Origin of the sequence: Methylobacterium sp. 174MFSha1.1, from assembly GCF_900116815.1 — a bacterium.
GTDB lineage: Bacteria > Pseudomonadota > Alphaproteobacteria > Rhizobiales > Beijerinckiaceae > Methylobacterium.
In genome coordinates this window covers 48,024-74,650 of sequence record NZ_FPCB01000008.1, presented here as the reverse complement: position 1 = coordinate 74,650, position 26,627 = coordinate 48,024, and the positions used below count along the sequence as shown (strand labels likewise).

The 26,627-nt window shown below is 72.4% G+C and carries 23 protein-coding genes; 19 read left to right on the top strand and 4 right to left on the bottom strand.

The genetic code is table 11. The features are described 5' to 3' along the window. Positions 1-77 precede the first annotated feature (77 nt). The 3 genes from BM430_RS06785 to BM430_RS06775 form a co-directional block, all read right to left on the bottom strand. Entirely contained in the window at positions 78-2,909 is a 2,832-nt protein-coding gene (locus BM430_RS06785; RefSeq protein ID WP_093566492.1) for an ATP-binding protein, read from the bottom strand. Positions 2,910-3,045: 136 nt separating this feature from the next. After that, positions 3,046-3,459, bottom strand: a complete 414-nt coding sequence (locus tag BM430_RS06780) for a DUF3830 family protein (RefSeq protein WP_048450618.1) — start codon at positions 3,457-3,459, stop codon at positions 3,046-3,048. Next, positions 3,456-4,787, bottom strand: a complete 1,332-nt coding sequence (locus tag BM430_RS06775; protein WP_093566491.1) for an allantoate amidohydrolase — start codon at positions 4,785-4,787, stop codon at positions 3,456-3,458. Before BM430_RS06775 ends, BM430_RS06780 begins: the two co-directional genes overlap by 4 nt. A gap of 337 nt (positions 4,788-5,124) precedes the next feature. On the opposite strand from BM430_RS06775, the gene BM430_RS06770 reads away from it, so the two are divergent. Beyond that, positions 5,125-6,252: a D-alanine--D-alanine ligase family protein gene (locus BM430_RS06770; protein WP_093566490.1), complete on the top strand. Its 1,128-nt coding sequence runs from the start codon at positions 5,125-5,127 to the stop codon at positions 6,250-6,252. A 197-nt stretch (positions 6,253-6,449) separates the two neighbouring features. Continuing rightward, complete coding sequence (locus tag BM430_RS06765) at positions 6,450-7,568, top strand: aminotransferase class V-fold PLP-dependent enzyme (protein WP_093566489.1); 1,119 nt, start codon at positions 6,450-6,452, stop codon at positions 7,566-7,568. A gap of 193 nt (positions 7,569-7,761) precedes the next feature. Here the strand turns inward: BM430_RS06765 and mdoH are convergent, their stop codons facing one another. Beyond that, on the bottom strand, positions 7,762-9,567 hold the full coding sequence (gene mdoH / locus BM430_RS06760; protein ID WP_093566488.1) for a glucans biosynthesis glucosyltransferase MdoH: 1,806 nt from the start codon (positions 9,565-9,567) through the stop codon (positions 7,762-7,764). 126 nt (positions 9,568-9,693) lie between these two features. On the opposite strand from mdoH, the gene BM430_RS06755 reads away from it, so the two are divergent. The 17 genes from BM430_RS06755 to BM430_RS06675 all read left to right on the top strand — a co-directional run bounded on the left by BM430_RS06755 (position 9,694) and on the right by BM430_RS06675 (position 26,617). Then, on the top strand, positions 9,694-10,542 hold the full coding sequence (locus tag BM430_RS06755; protein WP_093566657.1) for a zinc-dependent alcohol dehydrogenase: 849 nt from the start codon (positions 9,694-9,696) through the stop codon (positions 10,540-10,542). A gap of 14 nt (positions 10,543-10,556) precedes the next feature. Continuing rightward, a complete protein-coding gene (locus tag BM430_RS06750; RefSeq protein WP_093566487.1) occupies positions 10,557-10,958 on the top strand; it encodes a 6-pyruvoyl trahydropterin synthase family protein in 402 nt (133 codons plus the stop codon). Beyond that, on the top strand, positions 10,958-12,013 hold the full coding sequence (locus BM430_RS06745; protein ID WP_093566486.1) for a glycosyltransferase family 4 protein: 1,056 nt from the start codon (positions 10,958-10,960) through the stop codon (positions 12,011-12,013). The genes BM430_RS06750 and BM430_RS06745 overlap by 1 nt, the downstream gene beginning before the upstream one ends. Continuing rightward, positions 12,010-12,867, top strand: a complete 858-nt coding sequence (locus BM430_RS06740) for a class I SAM-dependent methyltransferase (protein ID WP_093566485.1) — start codon at positions 12,010-12,012, stop codon at positions 12,865-12,867. Before BM430_RS06745 ends, BM430_RS06740 begins: the two co-directional genes overlap by 4 nt. A gap of 129 nt (positions 12,868-12,996) precedes the next feature. Then, complete coding sequence (locus BM430_RS06735) at positions 12,997-13,398, top strand: YeeE/YedE thiosulfate transporter family protein (protein ID WP_348273076.1); 402 nt, start codon at positions 12,997-12,999, stop codon at positions 13,396-13,398. Between the two features lie 184 nt (positions 13,399-13,582). Then, positions 13,583-14,617 (top strand): ABC transporter substrate-binding protein, encoded by a 1,035-nt coding sequence (locus BM430_RS06730; protein WP_177302960.1) that lies wholly within the window; start codon positions 13,583-13,585, stop codon positions 14,615-14,617. An 11-nt stretch (positions 14,618-14,628) separates the two neighbouring features. Then, positions 14,629-15,486 (top strand): ABC transporter ATP-binding protein, encoded by an 858-nt coding sequence (locus BM430_RS06725; protein WP_093566483.1) that lies wholly within the window; start codon positions 14,629-14,631, stop codon positions 15,484-15,486. Then, positions 15,483-16,355, top strand: coding sequence for an ABC transporter permease (locus tag BM430_RS06720; protein WP_093566482.1), 873 nt, complete (start codon positions 15,483-15,485; stop codon positions 16,353-16,355). Before BM430_RS06725 ends, BM430_RS06720 begins: the two co-directional genes overlap by 4 nt. A 128-nt stretch (positions 16,356-16,483) precedes the next feature. After that, positions 16,484-16,765 carry a type II toxin-antitoxin system Phd/YefM family antitoxin gene (locus tag BM430_RS06715; RefSeq protein ID WP_093566481.1) on the top strand — a complete coding sequence of 94 codons (282 nt, stop codon included), beginning with the start codon at positions 16,484-16,486 and terminating at the stop codon, positions 16,763-16,765. Then, a complete protein-coding gene (locus tag BM430_RS06710; protein ID WP_093566480.1) occupies positions 16,762-17,034 on the top strand; it encodes a Txe/YoeB family addiction module toxin in 273 nt (90 codons plus the stop codon). The genes BM430_RS06715 and BM430_RS06710 overlap by 4 nt, the downstream gene beginning before the upstream one ends. 263 nt (positions 17,035-17,297) lie before the next feature. Then, positions 17,298-18,671, top strand: a complete 1,374-nt coding sequence (locus tag BM430_RS06705) for an LLM class flavin-dependent oxidoreductase (protein WP_093566479.1) — start codon at positions 17,298-17,300, stop codon at positions 18,669-18,671. Positions 18,672-19,026: 355 nt separating this feature from the next. Further along, entirely contained in the window at positions 19,027-19,647 is a 621-nt protein-coding gene (locus BM430_RS06700) for a GNAT family N-acetyltransferase (RefSeq protein WP_093566478.1), read from the top strand. Positions 19,648-19,727: 80 nt separating this feature from the next. Then, positions 19,728-21,041: an NtaA/DmoA family FMN-dependent monooxygenase gene (locus BM430_RS06695; RefSeq protein WP_093566477.1), complete on the top strand. Its 1,314-nt coding sequence runs from the start codon at positions 19,728-19,730 to the stop codon at positions 21,039-21,041. 412 nt (positions 21,042-21,453) lie between these two features. Next, entirely contained in the window at positions 21,454-22,443 is a 990-nt protein-coding gene (locus tag BM430_RS06690) for an MsnO8 family LLM class oxidoreductase (RefSeq protein ID WP_093566476.1), read from the top strand. A gap of 17 nt (positions 22,444-22,460) precedes the next feature. After that, on the top strand, positions 22,461-23,807 hold the full coding sequence (locus BM430_RS06685; RefSeq protein ID WP_093566475.1) for an LLM class flavin-dependent oxidoreductase: 1,347 nt from the start codon (positions 22,461-22,463) through the stop codon (positions 23,805-23,807). A gap of 71 nt (positions 23,808-23,878) precedes the next feature. Beyond that, entirely contained in the window at positions 23,879-25,645 is a 1,767-nt protein-coding gene (locus BM430_RS35525) for an amino acid ABC transporter permease/ATP-binding protein (RefSeq protein ID WP_093566474.1), read from the top strand. 45 nt (positions 25,646-25,690) lie between these two features. Continuing rightward, positions 25,691-26,617 carry an ABC transporter substrate-binding protein gene (locus tag BM430_RS06675; protein WP_093566473.1) on the top strand — a complete coding sequence of 309 codons (927 nt, stop codon included), beginning with the start codon at positions 25,691-25,693 and terminating at the stop codon, positions 26,615-26,617. Positions 26,618-26,627: the final 10 nt, after the last annotated feature.

Here is a 26,627-nt window from a genome sequence, read left to right as displayed (position 1 = left end):
GCAATTTGCCCTCCCATCGGACAGTGACACGGGCGGCAAAAATCGCATATAGTATATTTTATATGTGGTTCTGATTTCTACGCCGCCCGCAACGTCTCGATCTGCTCCAAAGCCGCCGCCCGCGCGGCCTCGATCCGGCGCTGGAGCTCCGGCAGGTCGGCGCCGGCGAGGCAGGCGCCCTCGATCTCGCGGCAGAGGTCGGACAGGCCGGTGAAGCCGAGGAGCCCGGCGGCGGCGATCATCGCGTGGGCGTCGCGGGCGAGGCCGGCGCGGTCGCCGCTGCGGGCGCGGAAGCGCTGCTCCAGTTCCGCCGCCAGCATCCCGAGCAGGCCGTCGATCCGCTCCGGGCCCATCAGGGTGCGGGCGGCCGCGAAGGCCTCGAAATCGATCAGCGCCGGCAGCGGCGCGGGCCCGCCGTCGGCGCGGTGGCGGGCGATGGCGGCGGCGAGCTCGGCGCGCTTGAACGGCTTGCCGACATGGCCGTCCATCCCGGAGGCCCGGAAGGTCTCGAGCTGGGCCGGCAGCACGTTGGCGGTCATCGCGACGATCGGCACGGTGCCGGTGGGGCCGGGCAGGCTCCGGATGGTGCGGGTGGCGGTGATCCCGTCCATCCCGGGCATCTGCACGTCCATCAGCACGAGGTCGTAGGGTTTCGCCCGCACCGCCTCGATCGCGGCCGCGCCGTCGCCCGCGACGTCGACGCTGTGGCCCTCGGATTCGAGCACCGCCCGGGCGAGGTCCTGGTTGATCGGCACGTCCTCGACCAGGAGCAGGCGGGCCGGGCGCACCGGCTCCGGCCGGCCCTCCGCGGCCTCCGCCGCCGGCGCCGGGCAGGCCGGCAGCGTCACCCGGAACCAGAAGGTCGAGCCGGCGCCCGGCCGGCTCTCGAGACCGATCGTGCCGTGCATCAGCTCGACGAGGCCCTTGCAGATGGCCAGGCCTAGGCCGCTGCCGCCGTATTGCCGGCGGATCGAGCCGTCGACCTGGCTGAAGCGCTGGAACAGGCGGCCGTGCTGCTCGGGGGCGATGCCGATGCCGGTGTCGGAGACGGAGAAGCGCAAGGCGTCGTCCTCGGCCTCGACCCGCAGCGCGATCCGGCCGGCGGGGGTGAACTTGACGGCGTTGTTGAGCAGGTTGAGCAGGATCTGGCGCAGGCGGTCGGGATCGCCCCGGACCCAGTCCGGGACCGTGTCGCCGAGGGTGACGTCGAGGGCGAGGCCCTTGGGCTCGGACAGGCCGCGCACGATCGAGGCGGCGTTGTCGACGAGCGCCGCCGGCGCGAACGGCACCTCGGCGAGCGCGATGCCGCCGGCCTCGATGCGCGAGAAGTCGAGGATGTCGTCGACGACGGTGAGCAGCGCCCCGCCCGCCGAGGCGATCCGGTCGAGGTAGCGCCGGTGCCGGCCCGGCAGGGTGCGGTCGGCGAGCAGGAGGTCGGCGTAGCCGATGACGCCGTTCAGCGGCGTGCGGATCTCGTGGCTCATCGAGGCCAGGAAGTCGGTCTTGGCCTGGCTCGCCCGCTCGGCGGTGATCCGCGCCTCCTCCAGGGCGCGCGCGTGGCGCTGGCGCTCGCCGACGTCCCGGAAGGTCGCGATGATGGCGGGCTCGCCGGGCGCCGCGCCCGGGATGCGCCGGAACGCCCCCTCGACCCAGACCCAGGACCCGGTGCGGTGGCGGGCGCGGCAGACGACGCTCACCTGCGTCTCGCCGGCGGCGAGGCGGCGGGCCTGGGTCACCAGGAGGGCGAGATCCTCGCGGTGGACGCAGTCGCGCAGGCGCATCGCCACGGCCTCCTCCGGCGTGTAGCCGAGAAGGCGCCGCACCGCCGGCGAGACGTAGCTGCGCCGGCCGTCGTCGTGGGCGAGCACGATCAGCTCGCTGGTGTTCTCGGCGAGCAGCCGGTAGCGCGCCTCGCCGGCCGAGAGCATGCCGGCGGCGCGCCGCGCCTCCGCCTCGAGGTCGCGGTGGCGCATCAGCGCCCGGGTCAGCCCGAAGCCGAGGCCGACCAGCACGGTGCTGATCCCGAGCACCACCGCGGCGTCCTGCTGCACGCCCTCGCGCCAGGCCGCCAGGGTCTCGTCCTTCGCGACGCCGGTGGTGACGAGGAGCGGGGCGCCGGCGACGCGCTGGAAGCTGCCGTAGCGCGGCACGCCGTCGATCGGCGAGGCGTTGCCCCCGAAGGTGCCGCCGGCGGCGCTGGCAGCGGCCCGCATCAGGGTGCCGCCAGCGACACTGCGGCCGACCTTGTCGGGCACGTAGGGATGGCGCACCAGGATCACGCCGTCGCTGCGCAGGAGCCCGATGGCGCCGTTGGGCCCGAGGTCGAGCCGCCCGTAGAGCCGCTGCAGCTCGGAGAGCGAGAGGTCGGCCACCGCCACGAGCGGCGTCTCGCCGGGGCGCGGCACCACCAGGCGGGCGACGCTGACGAACCAGGAATCGGCCGGCCCGACCCGGGTCGGCGAGCCGACCGCGAGCTCGGACTGGCCGACCGACAGGGCGGCGCGGACGAGCTCGGCATCGGTGGCGCGACCCTCGGCCGCCGCCCCGCCTTGCGCGAACAGCACGCCGGTGGTGCTGGCGTCGAGCACCCGCACGGCCATCACCGCCGGGATGTGGGCCATCAGGCCGGAGAGGAGCTGACGGGTGTAGTTCTGGCTCGCCCCGAAGGTGTGCGCGTCGACCCGGGCGGCGGCGGCGCTGAGCAGCATGTCGACGGAGGAGACGAGGCGGTTCGCCTCCTGGCCGAGGGCCTGCACCACCGCCTCGGCGGTGCTCTGCGCGTCGCGGATCGTGCGCTCGTAGTCGCGGGTGTCGGTCCAGACCGTGACCGTGGCGAGGCCGAGGCAGGTCGTGAGCACGCCCGCCCAGACGCCGCCCACGAGAGAACGGTAGGACCGTTTCAGGTTCATCTCACACGCGCCCCGCGCCCCGCGCCCCCTCCGGGAGTCGCGGACGGCCCGACCGGGCGGGCCGTCCGTCAGGCGTACGGGGCGGACAGCCCCGCCGCAAGTGGATCTTGTGAGAGCAAGCGTAGCGGTAAGTGGACTACATCGCCTCGAAGCGGATCGGCTGGGCGCCCTTCAGCAGCGTCATGCGGCCGAGGTCGTACACGTGCTCGATGCCGGTGGTGATGGTCAGGAAGTGGTTGCCGGCGAGCTGCCCGACCTTGCTGGCGAAGTGCACGCCGCCATAGGCGAGCAGGATCTCGGTCTCGCTGATGCCGCCCGGATAGAGGATCATCTGGCCCGGCGCCGGGTAGCTGGTGTGGTTCTCGTAGCCGACGCCGAAATCGAGGTCGCCGAGGGGCATCCACACGCCCTCGCCGCTCCAGCGCACGTGGATCACCTCGCTCACGAAGGGCAGCGCCTTGAGGAAGGCGGCGCAGGTCTGGGGCGCCTTCTCGAGCTCGAGCCGGCCGACGAGGTCGAACGGGCCGGCCTTGATCTTCAGTTCCTTCACGGGATGTCTCCTGGTGGGTGGTCGAGAAGCGGACCCGGCCCCTCAAGCGAGGGCCGGGCCAAGGATTCGGGCCGCAGGCGGCGCAGCACGTCGACGAGCAGGCGCGTCGCCACGTCGACATCGGCCGCGGTGACGGATTCCGCTGGGGAGTGGCTGAGCCCGCCGGCGCAGCGCACGAAGATCATGCCGATCGGGCACAGGCCGGCGAGCGCCAGGCCGTCATGGCCAGCCCCGCTCGGCAGGTGCAGGGGGCGAAGGCCGAGGCGCGCGATGCCCTCGGCGAGGGCCGCCATCAGCCCGGGCGCGCAGGAAGCGGCGGGCTCGTCGTAGCTGCCTTGAGCGCTCGCCGCGACGCCGCGGCGCTCCGCGATGGCCGCGAAGGCGGCGGAGAGGCGCGCGAGGGCGGCGTGGCGCACGGCGTCGCTCGGGCTGCGCAGGTCGAGGCTGAAGCGGGTGAGCGCCGGGATGACGTTGACGGCGCCCCGCGGCACCTCGATCTGGCCCACCGTGGCGACGAGGTCGGGAGTGCCCTTCGCCTCGGCCTCGATCGCCAGCACCATCTCGGCCGCCGCCGCCAGGGAATCGTGGCGCAAGGCCATCGGCACCGTGCCGGCATGGCCCGCCCGGCCCTCGACCGTGACGACGAGGCGGCTCGCCCCGGCGATCGCCGTGACGATGCCGACGGCCAAGTCCTCCGCCTCCAGGACCGGCCCCTGCTCGATATGGACCTCGAGGTAGCCGAGCACGGAGGCCGGATCGCGGGCGAGGCCCGCCACGCCGTCGGGATCGCCGCCGAACTCGCGGAGCGCCTGCGCCAGGCTCACCCCGTCGCGGTCGCAGCACGCGAGGGCGTCGGGCGAGACGAGCCCGGCGAGCGCCCGCGAGCCCGTGAGGGTCACGGGGAAGCGCACCCCCTCCTCGTCGCCGAAGGCCAGCACCTCGATCGCGAAGGGCAGGCGCTCGCCGAGCCGGTGCAGCTCCGCGACCGCACTGATCGCCGTCACGACCCCGAGATTGCCGTCGTAGCGGCCGGCATGGCGCACGGTGTCGATGTGCGAGCCGAGGAGCAGGGTCGGGGCGCCCGGCACCGCCGCCTCGTAGCGGCCGACCACGGTCGCGGCGGCGTCGAGCCGGGTCGTCATCCCGGCCTCCTCCATCCAGGCCGCCACCTGCCGGGCGGCCGCCGCATGGGCGGGGGTGAGGTAGAGGCGGGTGAGCCCGTCCGCGTCGGCGCTGAAAGCGGCGAGGGCGTCGAGGCGCGCCATCACGGCGGCGCCGAGGGCGGTCTGGCCGGGGGACGTCTGGTCAAGCGGCCGGTCGTGCGGCATGGCGGTCGGGTCCGATCGAGGCCCAGGGATTCGGCGGGCTTCCGGGGATTCAGCGGAATTGGGGTATGGCCGAGGCGGAGGGCTGTCCAGCCGCCCCTTGGTCGACGCGAGCGGTAAATCACACCCTCACCCCAGGGGCCGGCGCCGCTGAACATCCAAGATCCCCGGAGGATCCGGCCCTGCGGGCGGTGCGGGCCTGGACCCCGGGGTCCTGCCCCGGGACCCTTTGGCCGCCCCGTAGGGTTTCTGAAATCTTCATCCGGCGATAATCAGGGCCGCCGCGCGGGGCCCGCGCGGCGTGAGGTTTGTTGGATTCCAGGTGATCGAGGGTTCGCGCATGACCGAGAAGACCCGCGTCGCCGTCCTGTACGGCGGCAGATCCGGCGAGCACGAGGTCTCGCTGCGCTCCGCCGCCTCGGTGATCCGCCACCTCGACCGCGACCGCTTCGAGGTGATCCCGGTCAGCATCGACAAGGCCGGCCGCTGGCAGCGCCACGACCTGCGCCGCATCACCCAGACCGGCGACGAGAGCCTGTCGATCCCGCCGGAAAGCCCCGAGGTGCGGCTGGCGCCAGGAATCGGCGAAGGAGCCGGCGGACGTGCCGCCGTGGTCGCCCTCGACGGCGCGCCGGCGCGCGCCGAGATCGACGTGGTGTTCCCGGTCCTGCACGGGCCGCTCTGCGAGGACGGGACCCTGCAGGGCCTGCTGGAGCTGACCGAGACCGCCTATGTCGGCTCGGGCGTGATGGCCTCGGCGGTCGGCATGGACAAGGACGTCACCAAGCGGCTGGCCGGCCTCGCCGGCATCCCGATCGCGCCCTACCACGCCTTCACCCGCCGCGCCTACGAGCGCGGCGCGGTCTCCCTCGACGACATCGCCGCGACCCTGACGCTGCCGGTCTTCGTCAAGCCCTGCAACATGGGCTCCAGCGTCGGCATCCATAAGGTCAAGGAGTGGAAGGACCTGCCCGCGGCGCTCGCCGACGCCTTCCGGTACGACGTCAAGGTGCTGGTCGAGCAGGGCATCGACGCCCGCGAGGTCGAGGTGGCGGTGCTCGACGGCGACCCGCCCTTCGTCAGCGTCGCGAGCGAGCTGAACCCGCAGCCCCACCACGATTTCTACTCCTACGCCGCCAAGTATCTCGACCCCGAGGGCGCCAGCGTGGATCTCCCGGCCAACATCACGCCGGCGCAGATGGAGCGGGTGCGCGCGCTGGCGCTCCAGGCCTTCGAGGCACTCGAATGCAGCGGCATGGCCCGCGTCGACTTCTTCCTCGACCGACAGACGGGTGATTTCTATCTCAACGAGGTCAACACCCTGCCGGGCTTCACCTCGATCAGCATGTACCCGCAGATGATGGAGGCCTCCGGCGTTCCCTATCCGGAACTGCTGACGCGGCTCGTGGAGCTGGCGCTGGAGCGGCACCGGACGCGGCGGGGGTTGAAGCGGGACTTCGAGGGCTAGGATCGTCGTGCAACGGGCGCAAGCCGCTTCTTCCTGCTCGTGGAGTGTCGCGGGTGGACCGGAGGCCCCCGGCGAGACCATGAACCGCTCCGGACCTCGTTGCGGCAGGATCGCGACGGGCTCGGCCGCCCTCCTCCGTTCGACGACCATGCGCAGCCCGCGCCCAGATCCGGGAGCGCGGATACAGGTGCGCTAGCATGGACGCGACTGACCACCTGCCCTGCCAGAGGCACCTGTTCGAGATCCCGGACGACATCAGCTACCTCGACGCGGCAGCGTGGTCGCCGCTGCCGCGGGCCGTGCGCGAGGCCGGGGAAGCGGGCTTGCTGGTGAAGGCCCGGCCCTGGGATCACCCGCGCGAGGCGGTGCCGGCCCAGGCCGAGCGGGCGCGGAGGGCGGCGGCTCGGCTCATCGGCGCGACCACGGACGACGTGGCCATCATGGGGTCCGTCAGCCACGCGATGGCCACTGCCGCCGCGAACCTGACCGTCGCGCCGGGCGGGCGCGTGCTGCGCGTCGCCGACGAGTTCCCGTCGCTACGCTACGCCTTCGACCGGCTCGCCACGGCCAGGGGCTTGATCGTCGAGGAGGTGCCGCGCCCCGGGGACGGCGACTGGACGGCGGCGCTGCTCGCGGCGCTCGGACGCGCAGGAGCACCGCCCGTCGCGGTCGCAACCCTGACGCCCCTCCATTGGACCGACGGCGGGCTGATCGACCTCGATCGGCTCGCACCGGCCGTCCACGCCGCGGGTGCCGCATTGGTGATCGACGCGACCCAGGCGGCGGGAGCCCTGCCGGTCGACGTCGGTCGCTGGCGCCCCGACTTCCTGGCCTTCCCGACCTACAAGTGGGCGCTCGGTCCCTATGGGCTCGCCTTTCTGTATGCCGCACCGCACCGGCAGGGCGGCGCACCGATCGAGGACAACATCGGCAACCGCCCGCCCGCGGCGGGTGCCCGGCGCTACGACCGGGGCGAGTTGAACGATCCGATCTTGCTGCCGATGGCGGCGACCGGGTTGGAGCTGGTCCTGTCCTGGGACGCGTCGGCGGTGGCGACCCGGTTGCGACGCCTCACCGACCAGTTGACCGAGGGCGTCGTCGGGCTCGGCGTCTCCGCGGCGGCGAGGCACCTCCGCTCGCCGAACATCCTCGGCCTCCGCGCGGCGGGCGGCCTGCCACCCGGCCTGGCGGACCAGCTGCGGCAGGCGGGGATCTTCGCGAGCGAACGATCCGGGGCCCTGCGCCTCAGCCCGCATGTCTGGGCCGACGAGGGTGACGTGAAGCGCTGCGTCAAGGCGCTGCGCCACGCCTTGTAGAGCTCGCCCGACCTACACCGGCGATACGATCTGCCGAACGGGAGCGCGCAGCCTGGTGCAGCAGTCAACGTGACGTCACGGCCGGGCTGGACGCGGGACATTCAGTCTTGGACATGGCGCGCACGCGCCGCTCCCCGCCCTCGGCGGCCCCTTGCGGGAGCGCCGGGGAGCGCCGGACGTCTCGGCCACCGGCTCACCGGACCGAAGCCATCGCGACACCGCTGCCCCCCTCGCACAGCTCCGCGATCTCCCACGGCGGCGCGATCTCCTCGCGCGTCGCGCACAAGCCCGCCCGGACCATCGCCCGCCCCACCTCCGGCGCCGCCGTGAGGACGCAGAACGGCACCGCGAGCAGGCTGCCGAGGGTGAGTGGCAGGCTCCAGGCGAGGAGCGCCGGCGAAACGAGAGCGAGCGCCCCGCACACGACGATCCCGAACAGGGTGACGCCGCCCAGGGCGCGAAAAGCCTCGCCCCAGCGCACGCCCCGCGCATCCCGGTCCTGCGCGTTCCACAAGCCGGCGCGGCCGAGGGCGAGCCCGATCATCACTCCGGTGAGCCGGACCGACGAGGCGCCGAGCAACAGGAACGAGGCCGCGATCTCGGCCGCCATCCCGGCGAGGAAGCGCATCCCTCCGCCATGGGCCGCCCGGGCCTCGCGGTCCGCCAGCACGGCGGCGTAGCCGGCGAGTTTCGGGGCCAGCGAGAGGAGGAGCCAGACGAGATAGAGGGCGGCGGCGCCCGTCGCGGGGCCGCCTTGCGTCGCGGCCCGCCAGGGCAGGAGCAGGAGGGCGAGCGTCAGGGCCGGCGGGTTGAGGAACATCATCACCGCCCAGGCGAGCTGGAACCGGCTCATCGGCATGAGGCCCGGGAGCCGGGGCAGGCGCAGATACTGGAGGTTGCCGCGGCACCAGCGGGCGTCGCGGGTGAGGTGGTCGAGGAGCGTCGGCGGGTTGTCCTCGAAGCTGCCCTCCTCGAGCGGCAGCACCCGGACCTCGTAGCCGGCCCGGCGCATCAGCACCGCCTCGACCTGGTCGTGCGACAGGACCGCCCCGCCGCCGCGCAAGGAGGGCAGCCGGCAATGGGCCGCGAAGGGAGCGATGCGCACGAGCGCGTTGTGGCCCCAGAACGGGCCGCATTCCGCCCCCCACCAGGCCGCCCCCAGCGTGTAGGGCAGCATGCCGTGGCGCATGCCGAACTGGAACAGCCGGGCAAAGGCGCTGCCCGCCGGCGCGCCGACCGCCAGGCTCTGCAGAATGCCGAGGCGCGGATGCGCCTGCATGATCCGCACGAGACGCAGGATCGCCGGTCCGGTCATCAGGCTGTCGGCGTCGAGGGGCAGCATCAGGTCGGCGTCGCTGCGGGCGCAGAACTCCTGCAGGTTGCCGGCCTTGTAGCCGGCATTGTCGGTGCGCCGGCGGTAATGGATCCGGGCCGCCTCCCCGTCGGGCAGCCCGGCGCGCCAGCCCGCGACCCACGCCTCCTCGGCCCGGATCACGCCCGGATCGTCGCTGTCGCTCAGCACGTGGTAGCGGAAGGCGGTGCCGTGGCCGGTGCGCTCCAGGCTCTCGCGCACCAGGGCGAGGCGCGCCAGGGCCCGGGCCGGGTCCTCGTTGCGCAGGGTCATCACCACGGCGGTCGCGAGATGGAGTGGGGCCTCCCCCTCCCCCGCCGCGGCGTGGGGGGCGGCCGCCAGCACGCCCGCCGGCCCGGCCCGCAGGAGCAGGAAGCCGATCGCGGCGTTCCAGAATCCCAGTACCGTCCAGGGCAGGGTGGCGAGGCCGCAGGCGAGGAGCGCGAGGTCGAGGGCGTCGAACCCGTCCTGCGCCAGCACAACCGCCAGGGCCGCCGCGAGGCCCAAGGTGGTGGCGAGGACGAGCCCGAGCACCAGCCAGCGCCGGCGACGCAAGGCGATGCAGGCTTGCAGGCCCGTCGGCGTCGTGAGAGGAGCGCGGGACGCTCCCTCCGCGAGGGTGACCACCGAGGAGTCGGTTTGCGGCATCGTCAGGCATCCGGGAGCGGCACGGCGGACGTCGTGCGGGCGCTCTGGTATAGCGCAGCCGGCCAGGCGGAGCTGCGGCAAGAGCGCCTGTCCCCACCGGGCGAGGGCGAGGTGCGGGCGCGCGCCCTGTGGACGGCCCTGAGCCGGGGCACCGAGCGGCTGGTCTTCGAGGGCCGCGTGCCGGACGCGGTGGCCGGGCGGATGCGGGCGCCGGCGCAAGAGGGCGAGTTCCCGTTCCCGGTCAAGTACGGCTACTGCGCGGTGGCGGAGACGGAAGCGGGCGAGCGCGTCTTCGCGCTCCAGCCGCACCAGGAGGCGTTCAACGCCCCCCGGGCCGCCCTCTGCCCGCTGCCGGAGGGCCTGCCGCCGCGCCGCGCGGTGCTCGCCGCCAACATGGAGACGGCGCTCAACGCCCTGTGGGAGTCCGGCGCCGGGCCGGGGGACCGGATCGCGGTGGTCGGCGGCGGCGTGGTCGGGCTCCTCGTCGCCCATCTCTGCGCCGGACTGCCGGGGGCGGAGGTCTGCCTGATCGACCGCGATCCCGCCCGGGCGGACACGGCGCGGGCCCTCGGGCTCGCCTTCGCGCTGCCGGAGGCGGCGCCGCCCGAGGCCGACATCGTCTTCCATGCCAGCGCCAGCGAGGCCGGGCTGGCGCTGGCCCTCTCCCTCGCCGGGGAGGAGGCGGCGATCGTGGAGCTGAGCTGGTACGGCGAGACCCCGGTGGCTGCCCCCCTCGGCCTCGCCTTCCACGCGAAGCGCCTGCGCCTCGTCGCCAGCCAGGTCGGGGCGGTGGCGGCCTCGCGCCGCCCGCGCTGGAGCCACCGGCGGCGCCTCCTCAAGGCCCTCGACCTGCTGCGCGACGACCGCCTCGACGCCCTCCTCACCGAGGAGGTCGCCTTCGACGACCTGCCCGCCGCACTGCCGCGCCTGCTCGGTCCCGGCGCGCCGGGCCTGTGCACCGTGATCCGCTACTGAAGGAAAAGCCGCCCATGTACGCCGTCGAGGTCCGCGACCACGTGATGATCGCCCACAGCTTCCGCGGCGAGCTGTTCGGGCCGGCGCAAGCCCTGCACGGCGCGACCTTCGTGGTCGACGTGGCGTTCTTCCGCGAGAGCCTGACCCCGGACGGGGTGGTGGTCGATATCGGCCGGGCGAGCGAGGCGCTGAAGGCGATCCTGGCCCCGCTCAACTACCGCAACCTCGACGACCTGCCGGAATTCTCCGGAGAGAACACCACGACCGAGTTCCTGTGCGGCCACATCCACCGAACGATGGCCGCCGCGACCCGGGCCGGCGCCCTCGGCCCCGGCGGCGAGGGGGTGAGCCGCCTGCGCGTGACCCTGCACGAATCCCACCTGGCCCGGGCCTGGTTCGAGGCTCCGCTCGCCTGATGCACCTCGTCCTCGCCGTCCCGGGCGACCTGTCGGCGCCGACCGGCGGCTACGCCTATGCCCGCCAGCTCCTGGCGCACCTGCCGGCGCATGGGGTGGCGGCGACGCATCTCGCCCTGCCGGGCGGGTTCCCGGATCCAAGTTCCGACGACCTCGCCCGCACCGCCGCCCTCCTGGCGGCGGTGCCGGCCGACGCCGCGCTCCTCGTCGACGGCCTCGCCTACGGGGCCCTGCCGCCGGAGGTGATCCGCGCCGCCGGGCGCCCGGTGGCGGCTCTGGTGCACCATCCCCTCGGCTACGAGACCGGCCTGCCGCCGGAGCGGGCGGCGGCGCTGGTCGCGGGCGAGCGCGCCGCTCTGGCGCTCGCGTCCCGCATCGTCGCGACGAGCCGCTACACCGCACGGTTGCTCGCGGCCGAGTTCGGCGTGGCGCCGGAGCGGATCGCCGTCGCCGAGCCCGGCACGCCCCCCGCCCCCCGGGTCGCAGCCCGGCCCGGCCCGCCGGTCCGGCTCCTTTCGGTCGGGACCGTCTCCCCGCGCAAGGGCTACGACGTCCTGGTGCGGGCGCTCGCGACACTCACCGACCTCGACTGGTCGCTGACGGTCGCCGGCAGCCTCGACCGGGCGCCGGATTGCGCCGCGTCCCTCCGCGACCAGATCGCCGCATCCGGCCTCGATGCCCGTGTCGCGCTGGCCGGCGCGGTGACGCCGGGGACGCTCGAGCGCCTCTATGCCGAGGCCGACCTCGCGGTCTCGGCCTCGCTGTTCGAGGGCTACGGCATGGCGCTCGCGGAAGCCCTGGCCCGGGGCCTGCCCCTCGTCGCGACCTCCGGGGGAGCGGCGGCCGAGACGGTACCGGCGGGGGCCGGCCTCGCGGTGCCGCCCGGCGACGCCCCCGCCCTCGCCGGCGCCTTGCGCGCGCTCATCGCCGATCCGGCCCGCCGCGCCGGGGCCGCCGCCGCGTCCTGGGCCGCCGGCCGGCACCTGCCGGACTGGCCCGATACCGCAGCGGCGGTCGCCGCGGCCCTGCGCGACCCGACCCCGAGGACAGCATGAGCGGCTTCAGCCCCGACTGGCTCGCCCTGCGCGAGCCCGCCGACCACGCCGCCCGCGACGCGAGCCTCGTCGCCGCCCTCGCGCGGGCGCTGCCGGAGCCGATGCGGGCGGTCGATCTCGGCTGCGGCACCGGCTCGAACCTGCGGGCGCTGGCGCCGCATCTGGGCTCCCGGCAGGAGTGGCTGCTCGTCGACCACGACCCCGCCCTGCTCTCTGCCGCAGCCGAGCGCCTGTCGGCCTGGGCGGAGCGGGTGGAGGAGGCCGGGGACGGCCTGGTCCTGCATCGCGGCGGAGCGCGGATCGCCGTGCGCCTGCGCGCCCTCGACCTCGCCGCCGACCCGGCGGCGGCCCTCGCGGAGGGGCCGGACCTCGTCACCGCAGCGGCCCTGTTCGACCTCGCCTCGGAGGCCTGGATCGCCGAGGTGGCGCGCGCGGTCGCGCGGGCCGGCGCCGCGTTCTACACCGCCCTCACCTATGACGGGCAGGAGAGCTGGACTCCGCCGCATCCGGCCGACGCGGCGATCCACGCCGCCTTCCTCGCCCATCAGGCCGGCGACAAGGGCTTCGGGCCGGCCGCCGGCCCGGGCGCGACGGCGGCGCTCGCCACGGCCTTCCAGCACCACGGCTACGCCGTCTCGACTGCCGCGAGCCCCTGGCGCCTCGGCGCGGGCGAGGCCGCGCTGCTGCAGGAGCTCGCCGCGGGCACGGCGCGGGCGGCGGCGGAGACCGGGCGGGTCCGCGCCGCGGACGCGGCGGAGTGGGCGGCGGCCCGGCGGCGGCCCGGCACCGGAGCGGAGATCGGGCACCGGGATCTTCTGGCGCTCCCCGACACCGGCCGGCCTGTGCGCGGGTGAGCAGGCCGCGGCTGTGGCGGAGGGCCGACGCGGCGTCGGCGAGTACGCTCGACACGGCCCGACCGACGCGGTGCCGCCCGAGGTGAGGGCGGATCAGGCTTGAATCGCTCCGGGTTTGTCGGAGGCTGTTTGTCGTGGGTCAGGTGGCCATGGCTTGGTCGCCGCCATTGGCATGACAGCGCGCTTCCGGAAGGGCCCGACGGGTTCCGCGGCTGCGCCACGGCTTTCCGCGACGGGCTCCTCACCCCGAACGGCCTGTTCGTCGGCGGGCTCGTGGTGGCCTCCTTCGCGGCGGCGCTCGCGGCCGGCCGGTTCCGTCCGGCCCGGCCCGGGCGAGGCCACGGGCTGCGCGGCCCGTCCGGCGGGCTCCTCCTCGGCTGGGGTGCGATGACCGGGCTCGGCTGCAGCATCGGCACCCTGCTCTCCGGCATCATGGCGGGCGCAGTGTCGGGCTGGGTGTTCGGGATCGCGATGCTCGTCGGCATCACCGTCACGCTCCGCCTCGGCCGCAGGCTCCGGCTTCTGGCGTGACGCGCTGCAAGCGGCGCAGAAATAAAAATAATATTCTGGCAAGGCACGCCAAGAGAACAAGTCCGATCTCTTCATCGGTGAAAAGGTAAAACAAGCTTCCGGTTGACGACATGACCGGAGAACGCCAGATATTGCGTGCCGGATCGAGCGTATCCAGGCCCCCGCCAGCGACGAGACCATGGTGATGATGAAGCAACGCGCCCGGCTCCTGCGCCGGCACGCCGCCGTCCTGCTCGGCGGCCTGGTCCTGCTGGCGGCGCTGCCGGCCGGCCCGGCTGCCGCGGCCGAGGGACAGCTGCGCATCGCCAAGCAGTTCGGCGTCGTCTACCTGCTCCTCAACGTCGCCGAGGACCAGAAGCTGATCGAGAAGCACGGCAAAGAGGCCGGCCTCGACATCAAGGTCGAGTACCTCCAGCTCTCCGGCGGCTCGGCGGTCAACGATGCGCTGCTCTCGGGGAGCGTCGACATCGGCAGCGCCGGAATCGGCCCGCTCTTCACGCTCTGGGACCGCACCCGCGGGCGTCAGAACGTCCACGGCGTCGCCTCGCTCGGCAACTTTCCGTACTATCTCGTCAGCAACCGCCCCGAGGTGAAGTCGATCGCCGACCTCACCGACAAGGACCGCATCGCCCTGCCGGCGGTCGGCGTCTCGGTCCAGGCGCGCATCCTGCAGATGGCCTCGGCCAAGCTGTGGGGCGACAAGGACTTCGCCCGCCTCGACCGCAACAGCGTGGCGGTGCCCCACCCCGAGGCGGCGGCCGCGATCATCAAGGGCGGCACCGAGATCACGGCGCATTTCGGCAATCCGCCGTTCCAGGAGCAGGAACTGGCCGAGAACCCGAACGCCCGGGTGATCCTCAGCTCCTACGACGTCCAGGGCGGCCCGGCCTCCTCGACCGTGCTCTACGCCACCGAGAAGTTCTATCAAAATAGCCCGAAGACCTATCGGGCCTTCGTCGACGCCCTGGACGAGGCCGCGCGCTTCATCACCGCGGATCCGGAGCGGGCCGCCGACATCTACCTCAAGGCCAATGGCAGCCGCATCGACCGCGCCCTGCTGCTCAAGGTGATCAAGAGCCCCGAGGTGAGCTTCAAGATCGAGCCGCAGAACACGCTCGGCCTCGGCCAGTTCATGCACCGGGTCGGCGCGATCAAGAACGAGCCCAAGTCCTTGAGCGACTATTTCTTCGTCAATCCGCGCGTCGCGGCGGGCGGTTGAGGACAAATCCGATGGCGCTGGTGATGGAACGCGATGCGCCCGTGGCGGCGGCGCAACCGCTCGCGGCACCGCGCGAGACGCCGCACCCCTTGCCCGACCCGCTCCTGCGCATCGCCGGCGTGTCGCTCGAGTACCGCACCCCGGGCCGCGTGGTGCGGGCGGCCCACCGGATCGACCTCGACGTCTACGAGGCCGACCGCTTCGTGCTGCTCGGACCATCGGGCTGCGGCAAGTCCACCCTGCTCAAGGCCGTGGCCGGCTTCATCGCCCCGGTCGAGGGCGAGATCACGCTCGGCGGCGTGCCGGTGCGCAAGCCCGGCCCCGACCGGATCGTGGTGTTTCAGGAATTCGACCAGTTGCCGCCCTGGAAGACCGTGGTCGAGAACGTCGCCTTTCCCTTGCGCACGGCCCGCGGGCTCGGTCGTGCCGAGGCGCTGGAGCGGGCGCGCGCCACGATCGACAAGGTCGGTCTCACGGCCTTCGCCGCCAGCTACCCGCACCAGCTCTCCGGCGGCATGAAGCAGCGCGTGGCCATCGCCCGGGCGCTGGCCATGCAGCCGAAGGTGCTCCTGATGGACGAGCCCTTCGCGGCCCTCGACGCGCTCACCCGGCGCAAGATGCAGGAGGAGCTGCTGGCGCTGTGGGACGAGGCCCGCATGACGCTGCTCTTCGTCACCCACTCGATCGAGGAAGCCCTGGTGATCGGCAACCGGGTCGCCCTGCTCTCGCCCCATCCCGGCCGGGTCCGCGGCGAGTACAATTGCCACGAGTTCGACCTGTCGAGCCTCGGCAGCCGGGGTTTCCAGGCCGCGGTGCAGCGCCTGCACGACCGGCTGTTCGAGCCCGTTCCCGAGGCGACGGCCCGATGAACCAGGTTCTCTCGCCGCCGATCCGTCCGGAATACGACCGGGTCCTGGCGCCCTTCGTCGAGGCCCCGGTCGAGCGCCGCCTGCCGCTGCCGACCCGCCTGTGGCAGCAGGGCTGGCTGCGCCGCGGCCTGATCCTCGTCGCCCTCGCCCTCCTCTGGGAGGGGCTGGCGCGCTGGCAGGACAACGACCTGCTGCTGCCGGGCTTCGGTGCCACCCTGTCGGCCCTGGTCGACGGGCTCGCCACCGGCGAGATCCTGGAGCGGACCCGGATCTCGCTGACCGTGCTGGCGCAGGGCTACGGCTTAGGCGTCCTCCTCGCCTTCGGGCTGACCTCGCTGGCGGTCTCGACCCAGTTCGGCCGCGACCTGCTCTCGACGCTGACCGCGATGTTCAACCCGCTGCCGGCGATCGCGCTCCTGCCGCTGGCGCTGCTGTGGTTCGGGCTCGGCCAGGGCAGCCTGATCTTCGTGCTGGTCCACGCGGTGCTGTGGCCGCTGGCGCTCAACACCTATGCGGGCTTCCAGGCCGTACCGGATTCGCTGCGCATGACCGGGCGCAACTACGGACTCGAAGGCCTCGCTTACGTCGGCCGGATCCTGGTCCCGGCGGCTTTGCCGGCGATCCTGTCGGGCCTCAAGATCGGCTGGGCCTTCGCCTGGCGCACGCTGATCGCGGCGGAGCTGGTCTTCGGCGCCTCGTCGGGCCGGGGCGGCCTCGGCTGGTACATCTTCCAGAACCGCAACGAGCTCTACACCGACCGGGTCTTCGCCGGCCTGCTCCTCGTCATCGCCATCGGCCTCGTGGTCGAGACGGTGGTGTTCGCGAGCCTGGAGCGGGTGACGGTCCGGCGCTGGGGGCAGGTGCGATAGGGTGTTCATCGACGAGATGGAAACCGGCTCGTCGAAAAAATGCGGCTCAATCGACGATTGAGTACGATTGGCTTGCTGCCGGGCGCACTTCGCCTTATGTACAACTTTATGTACAGATAAGGTCGCATATGGCTCACGTCAGCCTCACGGATCTCCGCCAGAACATCGCCAGCCACTTCGACCAGGTCGAGCGCGATCGGGAGGAGTTGGTGGTGACACGTCAGGGTCACGAGCCCCTCGCAATCCTGCCGCTCGCCGAGTTGAACAGCCTGCGCGAGACGCTGCACCTGCTCGGCACGCCCGCCAACGCGCGACGGCTGTTACGGTCGGTCGCTCAGCTCGAAGCGGGACAGGGCGTCGAGCGGACGCTGATCGAGCCGAACGAGCCCGACGTGACCGTCGAGAAATGAGGATCGTCTTCTCCGACGAGGCCTGGGACGACTATCTGTTCTGGCAGGACCAGCGTGACGGCACGCTCGCGCGCATCAACAGCCTCATCAAGGAGATCAAGCGGACGCCATTCAAGGGAGCCGGCAAGCCGGAACCTTTGAAATTCAAGCTCAAGGGCTGGTGGTCTCGTCGTATCTCGAGCGAGCACCGCCTCGTGTACAGGGTGAGTGGGTCCGGCGCGGCACAAGCGCTGGAGATCGCACAATGCCGCTGGCATTACGACGATTAGAGCGTTTTCCGGCGCAGTGGGTCCCGGCCCGCCGAAGACAATGCCGCACGATCGGAGACCGGGAGCATCGCCCGATTGCGACGCGATCGGGGGCCGTGCTCCAGGGGCCAGCCGGTCGTCGAGCCTTCCCGCGCCAGCGGGATCGGTTCTGCTCCGCGCATTAATCTATTGTTTTTATCAACTAATTTGACATCGCGGTCTCCGTGCGCGACACGGGACGGGAGCCGCCGCGGCGAGCCGCGGCCAGAGATCCGGTCGAGACCATGACGCTACGCCGCGAGCTTCGCCTCAACGCCTTCCAGATGGCCGCCCCATCGCACAACTGGGCCGGCCTGTGGCGCCATCCGCGCGACACCCAGGCCGACTACAACACCCTGTCCTGGTGGACGGAGCTGGCGCGGACGGCGGAGCGCGGCTTCCTCGACGGGCTGTTCGTCGCCGACGTGTTCGGCCTCTACGACGTCTATGGGGGCAACGGCGACGCCGCGCTCCTCGCCGGCGCCCAGGCGCCCAACGCCGACCCGGTCCTCGCGGTCTCGGCGATGGCGCACGTCACACGCCATCTCGGCTTCGGCATCACCTCGAACCTGACCTACGACCACCCGTTCCAGTTCGCCCGCCGCTTCACCACCCTCGACCACCTCACCGGGGGCCGGCTCGGCTGGAACATCGTGACGGGCTACCTCGACAGCGGCGCCCGCGGCATGGGACTGCCGGTCTCGCGCGACCACGACCAGCGCTACGAGGCGGCCGAGGACTTCATGACGGCCGTCTACAAGCTGTGGGAGGGGTCCTGGGAGGACGGCGCGGTCCTGCGGGACCGGGCGGCGGGCGTGTTCGCGCGGCCCGACAAGGTGCACCGCGTCGTGCATGACGGCCCGTACTACAAGGTCGATGCGCGCCATCTCGCCGAGCCCTCGCCGCAGCGCACGCCGGTTCTCTATCAGGCCGGCACGTCGGAGCGGGGCGTGCGCTTCGCCGGGCGCCATGCCGAGAGCGTCTTCCTCAACGGTCCGACGAAGCCCGCCGCCGCGAAGGCGGTCCGCAGCGTGCGCGAGGCCGCCCGGGAGGCGGGGCGCGACCCTTACGACGTCCTGACCTTCCTCGGCGCCACGGTGATCGTCGCAGCAACCTCGGCCGAGGCCCGCGACCTGCGCGACGAGTATCGGAGCTTCATCGACGCGGCGGGTCAGCTCGCGCTCGTCTCGGGCTGGACCGGGATCGATCTCTCGGGCCTGTCCCTCGACGATCCCCTCGCCTTCCGGCGCACCAACGCGATCCGCTCGACGGTGGAGAACCTCACCCGCGCCGAGCGCCCGACCCTGGTGCGCGACCTCCTCGACTTCACGCCGGCCGGCGCGCGGGCGGCTTTGGTGGTCGGCTCGCCCGCCGAGGTCGCCGACGAACTCCTGGCCTGGGTGGACGAGACGGACGTGGACGGCTTCAACCTCGTGCGCACGGTGATGCCGGAATCGCTCGACGCGGTGGTGAACCTGCTCGTGCCCGAGTTGCAGGCCCGCGGCGTGTTCAAGACCGCCTATCGCGAAGGGACCTTGCGGGAGAAGCTGTTTCCAGGACGCGGTGCCCGGCTGGCCGACGGCCATCCCGGCGCCGGCTTCCGCCGGAAGATCCGGTGATGCGCTGCGGACGCGCCTCGCCCTTCGTCTGAACCGCACGGCGGCGGTGGATGCATGGCGGATCTCCCACCTGCTGCCGTACCGGCGGCCTATTCGTCCTTCGAACCCAAGCAAAAAGAGAGATCGCTTTCATTGACGCGATCCATGGTCCTGGTCGAGTATATCGATCGCTGAAAAGCAAGACCGCAGATCTGATGCAGGAAAGCTCCCGCCAAGCGGGAGATATGTCCTGCCAGATCTACGATGACCATGATCAACACGGACGTGGCGCGGCGGACCGCTCCGGTCGACGTCGTCCGATGCCTGTGCGCCGGCGCGCGACCCTGTGCCGGATTCCCCGATCCCGGAGCCCGCCATGACCGACGTCATCGTCCGCTCGTCCCCCCTGGAGCCTGCCGCCCAACCCCTCCTCGACGGACTGGTGGCCGAGTATGACGGCCGCTACGGCGCTGTGGACCGGCCGGGCGGCGCCCGGGCCGAGATCCTGCGCTACCCCGCCGAGGCCTACCGGCCGCCGCTCGGCGACTTCCTGCTGATCGTGCGCGACGGCGAGACGATCGCCGGCGGCGCGTTCATGAGCCACGACGACGCGACGGTCGAGCTCAAGCGCATCTGGACCCGGCCCGACCTGCGCCGCCAGGGGCTCGCGAAGCGCGTGGTCCGGGCGCTCGAGGACAGTGCCGTCCGGCTCGGCTACGCGCGGGCCTACCTGACGACGGGCTTTCGCCAGCCGGAAGCGACGGCGCTCTACGCGTCCCTCGGCTACCGGCCGCTCTTCGACGGCGCCGCCGACCCGCTGCTGTACCGCTCCCTGCCGTTCGAGAAAGCCTTGGGGTCATCCGTCGGCCTCGCCGCGCCGGTCACGCCGCCCGCCGCGTCGTTCGAGGCGGCGACCGCCCGGGTGAACGCCCTGAAGGCGGAGCAGGAGCAACGGCTCCTCGCCCGCATCGCGGCGCATCGGGCGCAGGCCGCCTGACTCCGCCGTCACGCCCACCCGCACGCCCACCCGCCGCGTCGCCGGCGGACCTCGCCAGGAACCCCTCCCCGGACCCCCTCATGGCCCTGACCCGTCCCCGCCGGCTCAAGACTCTCGTCGGCGCGCCCACTCTCGTCGCGGCGGGAAACGACGCGGATCCCGGCCACGGCCCGCGCCGCGCGGTCGCGCTCGCCCGCAAGGCCGAGGCCGAGCGGATCACCGGCCTGTTCACCGCCGACCTGCTGCAGATCGACCCCGCGGGCCTCGCCGGAACGGCGGGGGTGCAGGAGCCGCTGATCGCGCTCGCCGCGCTCAGCCAGGCGACGTCCCGGATCGGCCTGGTGGCGACGGTCTCGACCACCTTCCACCACCCCTTCAACCTCGCCCGCCAGCTCGCCACCCTCGACCACGTCAGCGGTGGCCGCGCTGCCTGGAACGCCGTGACCTCCTCGGTCGGCGAGGAGAATTTCGGCGAGTCGCTGCCGAACCCCGAGACGCGCTACGACCGGGCCGCCGAGTTCATCGCGGTCGTCAACGCCCTGTTCGACGCCAACGCGCGCGACGCGGTCGCCCGGAAGGCGTCGGGCGCGATCGCGGTCGATCCGGCGAAGTTTCACCGCATCGACCATCGCGGCCGGCACTTCACGGTCGCCGGTCCGCTCAACGTGCCGCCGCTGCCGCAGGGGCGCCCGGTCCAGTTCCAGGCCGGGCAGTCGGAGGCGGGCGTGTCCGTCGGCGCCGCCCTTGCCGAGGTGGTCTACACCTCGCAGCCGAGCCTTGCGGGCGCGGTCGCCTTCGCGGCCGAGCTGCGCCGGCGCGCCGCCGCCTTCGGGCGCCGGAGCGGGCTGCCCTTCGTGATGAACTCCTTCCACTGCCTCATCGGCGAGTCCGAGGCCGACGTCGCCCGGCGGCTCGCCGAGAAACACGCCCGGATCGACTACGAGCAGGGCCGGCTCAAGCTCGCCGACATGCTGGGCGGGGAGATCGACCTGTCGGGTCTGCCCCTCGACGCACCCCTACCCCGGTCGCTGCTGCCGGAGGTGACGCGCATCAACCGCCGGCGCGGCCGGGTCGAGATCTTCCGCCGCTACGCCGAGCAGGGCTTGCCGCCGCGCCAACTCATCATCGAGGCCCAGGAGACCGGTCACTGGTCGGTCGCCGGCACGCCCGAGCAGCTGGCCGACGCCATCGAGGAGCGCTACCGCGCCGGGATCCTCGACGTCGTCACCTTGCACGGACTCGGCAACCCGGATCAGGAGGATCTGCTCGTCAACGGTCTCCTGCCCGAGCTGCGGCGGCGCGCGCTGATCGATACCGACTACGTCGGCGACGATTTCCGCCAGAACCTCGAATTGCCACCGCTCGCCGGCGCGGATCGCGTCAGCGCGGCCTAGGAGAAGATCCTCCCGGTTTCGCTCCGGCCGGCGAAGTGCCCTGCCCTGTCGTCGCCGATCTTTGGAAGCGGCTTTCGTTGACGGCAGGCAACGACAAGAAAGATAATCGCATAAATTCACGACACATGCTTCGTGACTGCGCCGATCGGCTTTCACAATGCTCGCCGGTCGCAACAAGTTCTTGAAGCGTAACGACCCGGCTGCGGCTCGGGAGACAGGAACAACCTGCCATGATCCTGATCACTCTCCTGACCTCGATCGCCGGGCCGCGGCGTGGACGCGCCGAGACATCGGCGACCGATCCGGACGCGCACCGGCTGCACGCGACCGAGCCCGGGGCGGCCGCACCCGACCACAGCAGCCCGTGCGGGACCCTCCCGGCACCGCGCCGTCTCGACCGCCCGGGTTCCCGATGAGCTACCGCCTGAGTCTCCTCGACAAGAGCCCGCTGCTCCCGGGCGAGCCGGCCGCCGCCGCATTGCAGCGCACGGTCGTGCTGGCGCAGGCGGCCGAGCGCCTCGGCTACGCGCGCTTCTGGGTGGCGGAGCACCACGCCAATCCGGGGCTCGCCGGCACAGCGCCCGAGATCCTGATCGCGCATCTCGCCGCCCGCACCCGGCGCATCCGGCTCGGCTCCGGCGGCGTGCTCCTGCCGCATTACAGCCCCTACAAGGTCGCCGAGACCTTCAACCTGCTCGCCACCCTGGCGCCGAACCGGATCGACCTCGGCATCGGCAAGGCCCCGGGCGGCCTGCCCGACGCGACCCGCGCCCTGCGGCGGCGGCACGATCCGGGCGAGCTTGCCGCCTTCGACGACCTCCTCGCGGAACTCGACCGCTACCTCGTCCCCCCGGAGACGGGGTCCTTGCGCGCCCTGCCGACGCCGCCCGCGGCCCCGGAGCGCTTCCTCCTCGGGGCCAGCCCCGACAGCGCGCGCACGGCCGCCTCCCTCGGCTGGCGCTTCGTCTTTGCCGGCCAGCTCAACGGCGATCCGCGGGCGACCGAGGCGAGCCTTGACGCCTACGCGCAGGCGGGCGTTGCGGCCCCGCCTCTCCTCGCCGTCACCGCGCTCGCGGCCGCGACCGCCGAGGAAGCGCGGGCGTTGACCGACCCGCTCCAGGTGGTGCGGGTGACGCTGCCCGACGGCCAGAGCGTCAATCTCGGCAGCGAGGCGCAAGCCGCGGAATTCGCCCGGCAGGCCGGCGCCGCCTCCTACCGGACCGAGGCCCGCCGGCCGCACGTGCTGTCGGGCACCGCCGGCGACGTCCGGGCCGAGCTCGACCGGCTCCACGCCCGCTTCGGCATCGAGGAGTTCGTGATCGACACGCCGCCCTCCGCGACGGTCCGACGCCTCGCCTCCGTGACCCTGCTCGCCGGCGGCGCCCCGGCGCTGGCGGCCTGACCTTCGAGAGCCCCACGATGACCCAGACCCGTCTGACCTTCGGCCTGATGCTCCAGGGCGGCGGCAGCCACATGAATGCGTGGCGCCACCCGAGCAACCCAACGGATGCCAGCGTCAACCTCGACTTCTTCGTCCGCAACGCCCGCAAGGCGGAAGCGAACGGCATCGCCTTCGCGTTCGTGGCCGACGGGCTCTACATCAACGAGAAGTCGATTCCGCACTTCCTCAACCGCTTCGAGCCGCTGACCATCCTGTCGGCGCTGGCGGCGAGCACCGAGAAGCTCGGCCTCGTCGGCACGGTCTCGACCTCCTACAGCGACCCCTTCACCATCGCCCGGCAATTCGCCTCCCTCGACCTGATCAGCGGCGGCCGGGCCGGGTGGAACGCCGTGACGTCGCCGCTCGAAGGCTCGGGGCGGAACTACAGCCGGCCGCATCCCGAGCACGGCCTGCGCTACGAGATCGCGGGCGAACACCTCGACGTCGTGAAGGGCCTGTGGGATTCCTGGGACGACGACGCCTTCCCGCGCGACCGCGAGACCGGCCGGTTCTTCGATCCCGACAAGCTGCACCGCCTCGACCACAAGGGGCGCTTCTTCCAGGTCGAGGGCCCGCTCAACATTCAGCGCTCACGCCAGGGCCAGCCGGTGGTGTTCCAGGCCGGCTCGTCGGAGGCCGGCATCGGGCTCGCCGGGCGCCACGCCGACGCGGTCTTTTCCAACCACGTGCCGCTCCCCGAGGCGCAGAGCCTCTACCGCAGCCTCAAGGCGAGCGCGGTCGCCCATGGCCGCCGGGCCGACGACCTGAAGGTCTTCCCCGGCGCCGGCCCGATCGTCGGACGGACCAGGGCCGAGGCCGAGGAGAAGTACCGGGCGATCCGTGACCTGATCTCGATCGACGACGCGCTCGCCTATCTCGGCCGCTTCTTCGACCACCACGACTTTTCCGCCTACCCGCTCGACGCGCCCTTCCCCGACCTCGGCGAGATCGGCCGCAACAGCTTCCGCTCCACCACCGACCGCATCAAGCGCAATGCCGTCGAGAAGGGCCAGACCCTGCGCGAGGCGGCGCTCGAGGCGGCGACCCCGCGCACCGACCTGATCGGCTCGGCCGAGGAGGTCGCCGGCGAATTGATCGCCCGCGTCGAGCAGGGGGCGGCGGACGGCTTCGTGCTGGGCTTTCCGGTGATCGGCCAGGGCCTCGACGACTTCGTCGACCTCGTGATCCCCGTGCTGGAGGCGCGCGGCGTCTACGACCGGACGCTGCCGGGGCAGACGCTGCGCGACCATCTCGGCCTCCCCCGCCGCGAGAGCCGCTACGCCGCCGGGGACGCGGCGCCCGCGCGGCGGGTGGCGGCGCGCTGACGGCCTACGCTCCACCGCGCAACGACGCCTGACTCAAGCCCCATTCCCGAGAGCGGAGCCCGACACCCGCCATGTCCCTCGCCAGCAACGTGGCGGACCTGCCCGCGCAGGCCCGCGCCGCCTCCCCCGGTCGCGACTTCAGCGGCTTTCGCATCGTCCCGGCCCGATACCCGGCCCGCAGAGCCGGCACGGTCTTCGCCGGGCTCGTCATCGCGGGCGTCCTGTACTCGGTCCTCTCCAACCCGCGCTGGGGCTGGGACGTGTTCGCCGAGTGGTTCTTCGCCGAGCCGGTGCTGGTCGGGCTCGGGCGCACCCTGCTCTTGACGGCACTCGGCACGGTCCTCGGCTTCCTGTTCGGGACGCTTCTGGCGCTCGCCCGGGTCTCGGGCTCGCCGCTGCTCTCGGGGCTGGCCTGGGGCTATGTCTGGCTGTTTCGCTCGATCCCCTTGATCGTGCTGCTCCTGATCCTCAACAACCTCGGCTACCTCTACGACACGATCTGGCTCGGCGTGCCGTTCACCGGGATCACGCTCGCCTCCTGGCAGACGACGCAAGCGATCACGCCGTTCCTCGCCGCGGTGATCGGGCTGACCCTCAACGCCTCCGCCTTCTCCTGCGAGATCGTGCGCGGCGGCATCCTGGCGGTCGACCAGGGCCAGCACGAGGCGGCCGCAGCGCTCGGGCTGCCGCGCCGCCGGCAGGTCTCGCGCATCGTCCTGCCGCAGGCGATGCGGACCATCCTGCCGACCGCCTTCAACGAGGTCATCAGCATCGCCAAGGGCACCTCGCAAGTCTACATCCTGGCCCTGCCTGAGCTGTTCTACACGATCCAGGTCATCTACCGGCGGAACCTCGAAGTCATCCCGCTCCTGATGGTGGCGACCGTCTGGTACCTGGTGATCCTCAGTGTCCTGTCCTTCGTCCAGCGCCACGTCGAGCGCTACTACGCGCGCGGCGCACTCCGGAACCCGCCGCCCTCGCTGATCGGCACCGCGCTCAAGCGCCTGGGCCGGGTGGGTCCCCCCGTTCGTTCCTCGGTCCCGGCCGTCTCTCCTCCCTCGGTCGTGCCTGCCCGCCAAGGCGGCGAGATCCGCATCACGAACGTGTCGAAGAGCTTCGGAGCCCTCAAGGTGCTCGACGAGGTCAGCCTGAGCTTACGGCCGGGGAGCGTGACGGCGATCATCGGCCAGTCCGGCTCCGGCAAGTCGACGCTCCTGCGGGCGATCAACCATCTCGAGCGGGTCGATGCCGGCTTCATCGCCATCGACGGCGAGCTGATCGGCTACCGCCAGGACGGCGACACGCTCTACGAGCTCAAGGAGAGGGATATCCTGGCCCGCCGAGTCGACGTCGGCATGGTGTTCCAGAGCTTCAACCTGTTCCCGCATCTCACCGCGGTCGAGAACATCGTCGAGGCGCCGGTCGCGGTGCGCAGGGTACCCCGGGTGCAGGCGCTCGCCGAGGCGCGCGAGCTGCTGGCCCGGGTCGGCCTCGCCGACAAGGCCGACGCCTTCCCGCGCCAGCTCTCCGGCGGCCAGCAGCAGCGCGTCGCCATCGCCCGGGCGCTGGCGCTGCGGCCCAAGGTGCTGCTGTTCGACGAGCCGACCTCCGCCCTCGACCCCGAGCTCGTCGGCGAGGTGCTCGACGTGATCAAGGAGCTCAGCCTCTCCGGCACCACCCTGGTGATCGTCACCCACGAGATCGGCTTTGCCCGCGAGGTCGCCGACCAGGTGGTGTTCATGGAGGGCGGCCGGATCCTCGAACAGGGCCCGCCCTCCCGCGTGCTGACCGCGCCGGACCATCCCCGCACCCGCGAATTCCTCGCCAAGGTGCTCTGACCTTCCCCTCCCTGCCCCTCAGCCTCCCCCGAAGGACCTCGTCCCGTGCCGACCCGTCGCGACTCGCTCGCCCTTCTCGCCGCCGCCTCGACCGCCCTCCTCTCCGGCCGTGCCCTCGCGCAGGCGATCGACCTTTCCCCCGAGCAGCCCGGCCGCGTCCGCGCCCTGCGCGACGAGGAGGCGATCCGTCTGATCGCCAAGGACGCGAGATTCGCCCGTGACGGCGTGTTCACGGTCGGCAACAACACCGGGCGCCTCCCCTTCGCCGGTTATGCCAGCGACACCAGGACGGTGATCGGCGCCGAGATCGACCTCGCCCAGCTCGTCGCCGACGCGCTCGGCCGCCGGCTCGAGATCGTCCCGACCTCCTGGGCCGACTGGCCGCTGGGTCTCGCCTCGGGCCGGTTCGACGCGGTGATCTCGAACGTCACCGTCACCGAGCAGCGCAAGGAGAAGTTCGACTTCTCGACCTACCGCAAGGACCTGCTCGGCTTCTACGTCAAGGCGGGCAACCCTCTCGTCATCCGCGAGCCGAAGGACGTCGCCGGGCTCAAGGTCATCGTCGGATCGGGCACCAACCAGGAGCAGATCCTGCTGCGCTGGAACGACCAGAACGTGAAGGCCGGCCTCAAGCCCGTCGAGGCGCAGTATCATGACGACGACGTTGTGCTCTACCTCGCCCTCGAATCGGGCCGTGCCGACGCCTATCTCGGCCCCAACGCACTCCTGAGCTTCAAGGCAGCCCGAGAGGGCAAGACGCGCCTCGCCGGCAACTTCAGCGGCGGCTGGCCGGTGGCGGCCGAGATCGCCGTGACGACCCGGAAGGGGGCGGGCCTCGCGGAGGGCATCACGCACGCGATCAACACCCAGATCCGCAACGGCCATTACGCCAAGGCGCTGGCGCGCTGGAACCTGTCGGCCGAGGCGATCGAGGAATCGCGCACCAACCCGCCCGGCCTGCCGCGGGCCTGAGAACCGGAGA